This is a genomic window from Streptomyces sp. PA03-6a (assembly GCF_033792765.1).
Lineage (GTDB): Bacteria > Actinomycetota > Actinomycetes > Streptomycetales > Streptomycetaceae > Actinacidiphila.
The window spans coordinates 25440-31552 of record NZ_JARAVK010000103.1; the positions used below are offsets into that span (position 1 = coordinate 25440).

A 6113-nucleotide genomic window follows, 5' to 3' on the forward strand; every position below is an offset into this window, starting at 1 on the left:
AGCTCACCCCGCCAGTGCCAGCAGTGAGGTGCCCGACAGCTGGTCCTTGGCGATGAACCCGCGGGCGGCGCAGCGGCGGAGCCGGTCCGCGTAGGTCGTGGCGTCACGGCTGGAGGTGAGGACGACCGCGGGCGGAGTGCGTGCGTGGGCGGTCAGGCGTGCGCAGACTTCGAAGCCGTCGAGGTCGGGCAGCACGATGTCCAGCAGCACGATCCGGGGGGCCAGTTGCTCGGCTGCGAGCACGGCCGACGCGCCGTCCGAGGCTTCCCCGACCACGTCGAATCCCTCCGCCTCCAGCAGTGCTCTGGCGAAGGTACGGAAGCCTGCGTGGTCGTCCACGATCAGCAGCGTTGGGCCCACAGCCCGATGGTGGCAGCACCGGCGGCGGTCGCGCATCAGGGCTGTCCCCGACGCGCGGCCGCCGTCACAGCCGGTCTTGTTCAGCTCGCCGATGAGGTCCTGGTCCAGGGCTGTTTGGAGCCGCCGAAGGTGACGGCGTAGCCGCCGCAGTCGGTGCAGCCGCCGAAGTCGAAGTTGTCGAAGGTCAGTTGGTCGCCGGTCAGGCGGAAGGTGGCGTTGAACGTGAAGGACCCTGCGAGATGGATCCGGTCGCGGAACGTCTGGTAGGGCCACCGTTCCACCTCGCCGTCCGGGTCGGTCTTGGTGACGATGCCGCTGTCGAAGGTCAGTGTCCAGGTGCCCGCCGGCGGGTGCTCGGTCCAGTTCTCGTCTCCTGGCCAGTACCGCCAGTCGCCCTCGGTCATGGTGCGCGTCCAGCGTCCTTCCAGGGGGCCGGCGGTGGTCGACTTGGCTGGGCATGAGGCGGTGTCCGGTCCGACGCCGGTCGTCTCCTTGAGGTACTGGATCTGCTCGAGCCAGTCGGCCGTCTGCTTGTTCTTGCGCAGTCTGGCGTAGACCGGTGCCACGGCCGACTCCATGGCCTTCAGGTCCGCGGCCGATGCCGACGGGAGCTTCATCCCCAGCCTGCACAGGGTGGGCGCGGATTCCCGGTCCTCGGCCCGGGAGACGTCCGCCGCCTGCGTGATCGTCTGCTGGAGCGCGCTGTCGAGGACGTGCCGCTGTCGTGCGGAGAGCCTGTCATGGGCCGCCTTGCCCATAACGATGACGAGCGGGCGTGGCCAGAGGTTGATGTTGCCGGTCACGTACCCGGCATCGCGGTCGTGGTGCCGGCTGACGACCGCGCCCAGCTGCATTTGGATGCCGCCGTAGCCGCTGAGGTCCACGTCGGCGGGTGCCAGGACCGGAGTGGCTCCCCACGCCTTGAGGCTCTGGTCCATCAGGGCCGAGTCCTGGCTGACGATCCTCTCACCGTTGAGGGCATCGGGGTTCATCAGGGGATCCCGGGTACCGACCAGGCGCGTCAAAGGCCCCGGTAGCACGCCGATGCCGACCACACCGGCCTTCTGCGCTCCGGCGAGCATCTTCGCCGGAATGCCGGCCTGGAACACCTTCGCCTCCAGCTCGTAGCTGTCCACCAGCATGGGGGCCAGCAGCGCCTGGAAGTCCGTGATCCCGACCCGGTCGAACACCCGGGCTCCCACCCATGCCATGTCCGCCTTGCCCTTGCGGATGTCGTCCAGCGTCGGCACCTCGGGCCGGGCTTCCCCCTCGCGCCACTCGTCCCGAAATTCGATCTTGAGCGTCCCGTTGGACAGACGATCAACCTGCTTGGCCCAGGCCACCAGTTGCGGCGGCTCAATGGCCCCGCCCGCGTTGGCGAGGGTGAGCACGGTGGCATCGGCGCCGGCATGGCCTCCGGCCCGATCGGGCGAGGAGGACGAGCAGCCCGCCGAGACCATCAGGGCTCCCACAACGGCCGCTGCAGCGGCCCACGTTCCTGGTTTCTGTCGCCTCACCGGGGCACCTCCCACATTGGATGCCCACGACGCTAGGAACGCCTCCGTACCCGGACATCGGGGCTGTCCCCGCACCACACCAGGCAAGAATCAGGGACAGCCCTGTTCCGGAGCAAGGCCGCACACGGGACCATCGTGCGCAGACCAGCACATCGCCTGCCGGGGGGCCGCCGATGCCTACACGTCTGCTGCTTCTCGGGCTGGGAGCCGCACTCAGTCTCGTCACCGTGGCGCTCGCCCGATCGGAGCCGGGTTTCTCGCCGGCGCTCATGACACCGCACGGCCTCATCGCCTTGCTGGGGGCGGGCTGGGCGCTGCTGATCGGCGCCCTCGCCCTTGGCTGGTGGGCTCCCGGCAAACGCTGCGGGCTGCTGCTGTTCCTCGTGGCGTACGCCTGGTTCCTGTCGGAGTGGGACACTCCGGGGACGACTTCATCGGTCGCGTTCACCCTCGGTCTCGCCCTGTACACCGCCTGCCCGGCGGCGGTGGCGCACCTGGCGCTGGCCTACCCCGCCGGCCGGCTGGGATCATGGCCCGCGCGCGCGGTCACGGCTGCAGGGTACGCGATCACCGTCGGCGTGCAAGGGGCGGGCACGGCTGCGTACTTCCGCCCCCGGGCCCAAGGCTGCGCGCAGTGCCCACGCAATTGGTGGGCCGTTGCCGACGATCCGGCCCGTGTGCAGGGCATCGCATCGCTGGGCGTGCGGGCGGGCACGGTGTGGCTGCTGACGCTCGTCGTCCTCCTCGCCTGGCGCCTGGTCACATCGAGCCCGGCCCGACGGCGGTCCACGGGCGTCCCGACGCTGTGCGCCCTCGGCTACTTCGCGGCCGTGGCCCTCTCGTACATCCGGAGCCTGGACCGCGGGTTCCTCGGCTTCGACGCAGACGACGGCCGGCTGTGGCAGGCCCAAGCCGGGGCACTGTTCCTGCTGGCGGCCGCCGTGATCGCGGAGCCGGTCCGCGCCCGGCTGAGGCAGCGCGAGCTGACCCGCCTGGTGATCGACATGGACGGTACTTCCGCTCCGGGCGGGCTGCGCGACGCGATCGCCAGGCGCCTCGGCGACCCGGACCTGCAGATCGCCTACCCGGTCGATGCGGGCCACCGCCAAGTTGACGCAACCGCCAGGGCGCTCTCTCTGCCTCCGCGCGACGGCAGGGCCACCACCAGGCTTCGCCGCGGCGGCTCGGACATCGCCACGCTGATCCACCGACCTGGGTTGCTGGACAACCCCGGTATGGTCGACGACCTGCTGTCCGCCGTCCATCTGGCGCTGGAGAACGAGCGCCTGAACGCCGAGATCCTTGCCCAACTCGCCGATCTGCGTGACTCGGGCGCCCGCATCGTCACCGCGGGCGACGAGGAGCGCCGGCGTCTGGAACGCGACCTGCACGACGGCGCCCAGCAGCGCCTGGTCGGCCTGGCCTTGGGACTGCGGCTGCTGCGCATGCGCACGCGGGCCGTCACGCCCCACCTGGACCAGGCCGAGGCGGAACTCGAACAGGCCATCTTGGGGCTCAGACGGCTGGCGCACGGTATCTACCCGGTGCTGTTGAAAGAAGCCGGCCTCGCCGTCGCACTGGACGCGCTCGGCCAGACCCGGGACCTTCACGTCGGAGATGTCCCACACACGCGCTTCCCCGACGTCGTGGAATCCACGGTCTACCTGATAGTGGACAAAGTGAGCGAGAACCGGACGACGAGGGTCCGCGCCGACGGGTGCGACGGGTGCGACGAATGCGACGGGCAACTGATCGCATCCATCGTGGTGGAAGGCGAGATGCCAGACCTCGCCGACCTGGCCGACCGGGTCACCACGCTCGAAGGCGTGCTCACCATCCGCACCGAGGGGGGCAGGAATGAGGTAACCCTGAATCTTCCACTGCGCGGTACGGGCCACATCGCCGTCGCCGATCCCCAGCACTCGACACGGGGCTGATCAACCGTCACGGCCCGTGGAAGACCGCGGCCGCACCGCCGCCCCGAGGCGGCCCCAGCACCTACGCAGCAAGCCGCCAAGGGCGGCATGGAGAGGGACCTTCGTCAAGGTGGAGGTCCCCGTCAGGCTCACTGTCAATGAACTCACAACGTGTCACGATCGGGGGACGAAATGGGGCAGTTGGAGGCCTTGGAGCCACAGCGGATGGGAAGCATCTTTCGTTCGTTCGAGCCGACCGATTTCCGCCCGGTGATGCGTTGGATACGCAGGCTGCCGCGGTCACGACGGCCGGCCGCACGCACGTTGATCCGCCTTCTGTACTTTCCCCTGACGGCCAAGACGAAGATCTTGCTGATCAGCGGGGCTTTCGCTGTCACGCTGCTGGGCTTGGCGCAAGCCGGTGGAGTGCTGGGGCCGCCGTCCGGCACGGACAGGCGGTGGGCCCTGAGTTACCTTGGCTCCGACGCCACCGACCTCAGTGGTGTGAGCCTGTCGTTGCTTCAGGACGTGGCCGGCCTGGTCATACTGGCGATCATCTTCATCACGCCGGTCTTCTGTTGCCAGCAGGTACAGGCGATCGCCGAGTTCGTGCAGATGAACGAACGCAACGGTGGTGCGGCACGGCTGCTCGACGAGCGCTCGGTCCGCCGGCTCAACGACTTGGTCCGCAAGACCAACAAGTGGTTCCGGGTACTGGGCCGCAAGCGGGTCTCCGCGCCCATCATGCTGGCCATGGCCATCGGCACCGTATCGCTGTACGCCTTCGTGGACACCCACGGGCTCATGGAGACGTGGAACCCGACCGCACTGCCCGATCGCGTCTGGCGCTCGAGCGTGTACGACGCCTGGTGGGCCAACTGGCACACGCACCCCGAGATGGCCGTCGCCCTGTGCGTGGCCGGCACCTACGCCTTCTACTTCCTTTCCAAGCAGCTGGTGATGGGCGTCGTGTTCACCAGCTACCTGTACCGGTCCTGGATCCTGGGATTCGGGGTGACGCCGAACACGGAGTACAACAGCGACGGCTTCCAGGGGCTTCGCCCGTTGCGCCGGTTCATGCTGTGGACCTACGGCTCCGCCCTCGCCCATCTGATCGGTCTGCTGATCCTCTTCACCGTCTGGCTGCCGGCAACCCCCTGGATGGTGTTCCTCATCCTGGCGGTGATGATCGTGGACATGGCCGTGATCGTCTACCCCTCCTCGATCGGCTACCACTCGGCGCTGGCAGCCAAGCAGGCCTACGTGCAGTCCCTGCACGAACACCGCGGCTCCGAGGAGAACGTCGACGAGGCGGTGGCAAAGGTCTGGTCCCAGCCGGTACTCCCGGTGACGACGCGCAAAGCCATGACCGGCATCGCGCTCTACCTGTTCGCCCCCGCAGTACCCGCCCTGTTCGCAGTCCTGTTCCATTACTGAGGTTGTAGGCGTGGTGTCGTCGGCGTGAGTCCGGTTTCGGTGAGGCATCCATCGATGAGGTCGCTGCGGTACTGGATCTTTCGGATGCCTCGGCGGAGTGCGCGGATGAGGTGCTCGGGGTCGGCGAAAGCGGTGTTGGCCTGGCAGCTGCGTCGCAGCAGTGACCAGATTCCCTCGACCGGGTTCAGGTCGGGTGCGTAGGGCGGCAGGTAGTGGGCGGTGAGCCAGTCCTGGCTGTCGATAAAGGCGCGCATCCGGGCGTCCTTGTGCACGTTGAGGTTGTCCCAGATGAGGACGATCGGGCCGCCGAGCTGCCGGTGTGCTGTGATCAGCAGGTCGCGGTAGTCGGTCCAGGTGAAGCTGCGCCGGCCGCCGCGTTTGTGGTCCTCGTGCCGCTTGGGCCGGTAGATCAGGCGGGAGCGTTCTCCAGGCTTGTAGCAGGCCAGCGCGGCGACGGAGAAGCGGCGCTGGGAGCGTCCGCGGACGCGGATGACGGGCGTGTGCCCTCGCCTGGACCAGGTGCGGCGGGTCGGCGGCGTCATCGAGAATCCGGCCTCGTCTTCGAAGACGAGCCAAGCCCCGAGCGCCGCCGCGGTGCTTCCACCTGCGGCCACGTCTCCTTGATCCACCCGGTCACCCGGTCCTCGTCACGTTCCAGCGCCCGCCGGGCCGGCACCTGATGGCTCCATCCATGGCGCCGCAACATCAAGGCGATGCCCGACAGGGTGAGGCTCTTGTGGAACCGGCGCCCGATCAGCGTCTTGATCCGCGACAGCGTCCACGCCTGGTCCGGCCAGCCATGCGCGACCGGCCCCTTGGCCAGTTCCTCCTCGAGCACCGCGAACAGCCTGTCACTCAGCTTCGGCAGCGACACCGGCCCGGA

The 6113-nt window shown here is 68.7% G+C and carries 4 protein-coding genes and 1 pseudogene; 2 read left to right on the top strand and 3 right to left on the bottom strand.

All coding sequences use genetic code 11. The features are described 5' to 3' along the window. Positions 1-3 precede the first annotated feature (3 nt). The gene (locus PV350_RS23980) at positions 4-339 is read right to left on the bottom strand and encodes a response regulator (RefSeq protein WP_499508860.1); all 336 of its coding nucleotides are present in this window, start codon (positions 337-339) and stop codon (positions 4-6) included. A gap of 101 nt (positions 340-440) precedes the next feature. Next, the gene (locus PV350_RS23985; protein WP_500336004.1) at positions 441-1820 is read right to left on the bottom strand and encodes a TRAP transporter substrate-binding protein; all 1380 of its coding nucleotides are present in this window, start codon (positions 1818-1820) and stop codon (positions 441-443) included. A 284-nt stretch (positions 1821-2104) separates the two neighbouring features. On the opposite strand from PV350_RS23985, the gene PV350_RS23990 reads away from it, so the two are divergent. Both PV350_RS23990 and PV350_RS23995 read left to right on the top strand, forming a co-directional pair. Further along, complete coding sequence (locus PV350_RS23990) at positions 2105-3814, top strand: histidine kinase (protein WP_500336006.1); 1710 nt, start codon at positions 2105-2107, stop codon at positions 3812-3814. A gap of 204 nt (positions 3815-4018) precedes the next feature. After that, positions 4019-5230, top strand: a complete 1212-nt coding sequence (locus PV350_RS23995) for a hypothetical protein (protein ID WP_500336007.1) — start codon at positions 4019-4021, stop codon at positions 5228-5230. Here the strand turns inward: PV350_RS23995 and PV350_RS24000 are convergent. Further along, positions 5224-6113, bottom strand: a pseudogene (locus tag PV350_RS24000) (IS630 family transposase); the annotation flags it as partial. The gene PV350_RS23995 and the pseudogene PV350_RS24000 sit on opposite strands and share 7 nt — an antisense overlap.

Bases quoted from the DNA above. Each gene is read 5' to 3' on its own strand.
- PV350_RS23995 (WP_500336007.1), top strand. From the start codon at position 4,019: ATGGGAAGCATCTTTCGTTCGTTCGAGCCGACCGATTTCCGCCCGGTG.
- PV350_RS23985 (WP_500336004.1), bottom strand. From the start codon at position 1,820: ATGGTCTCGGCGGGCTGCTCGTCCTCCTCGCCCGATCGGGCCGGAGGC.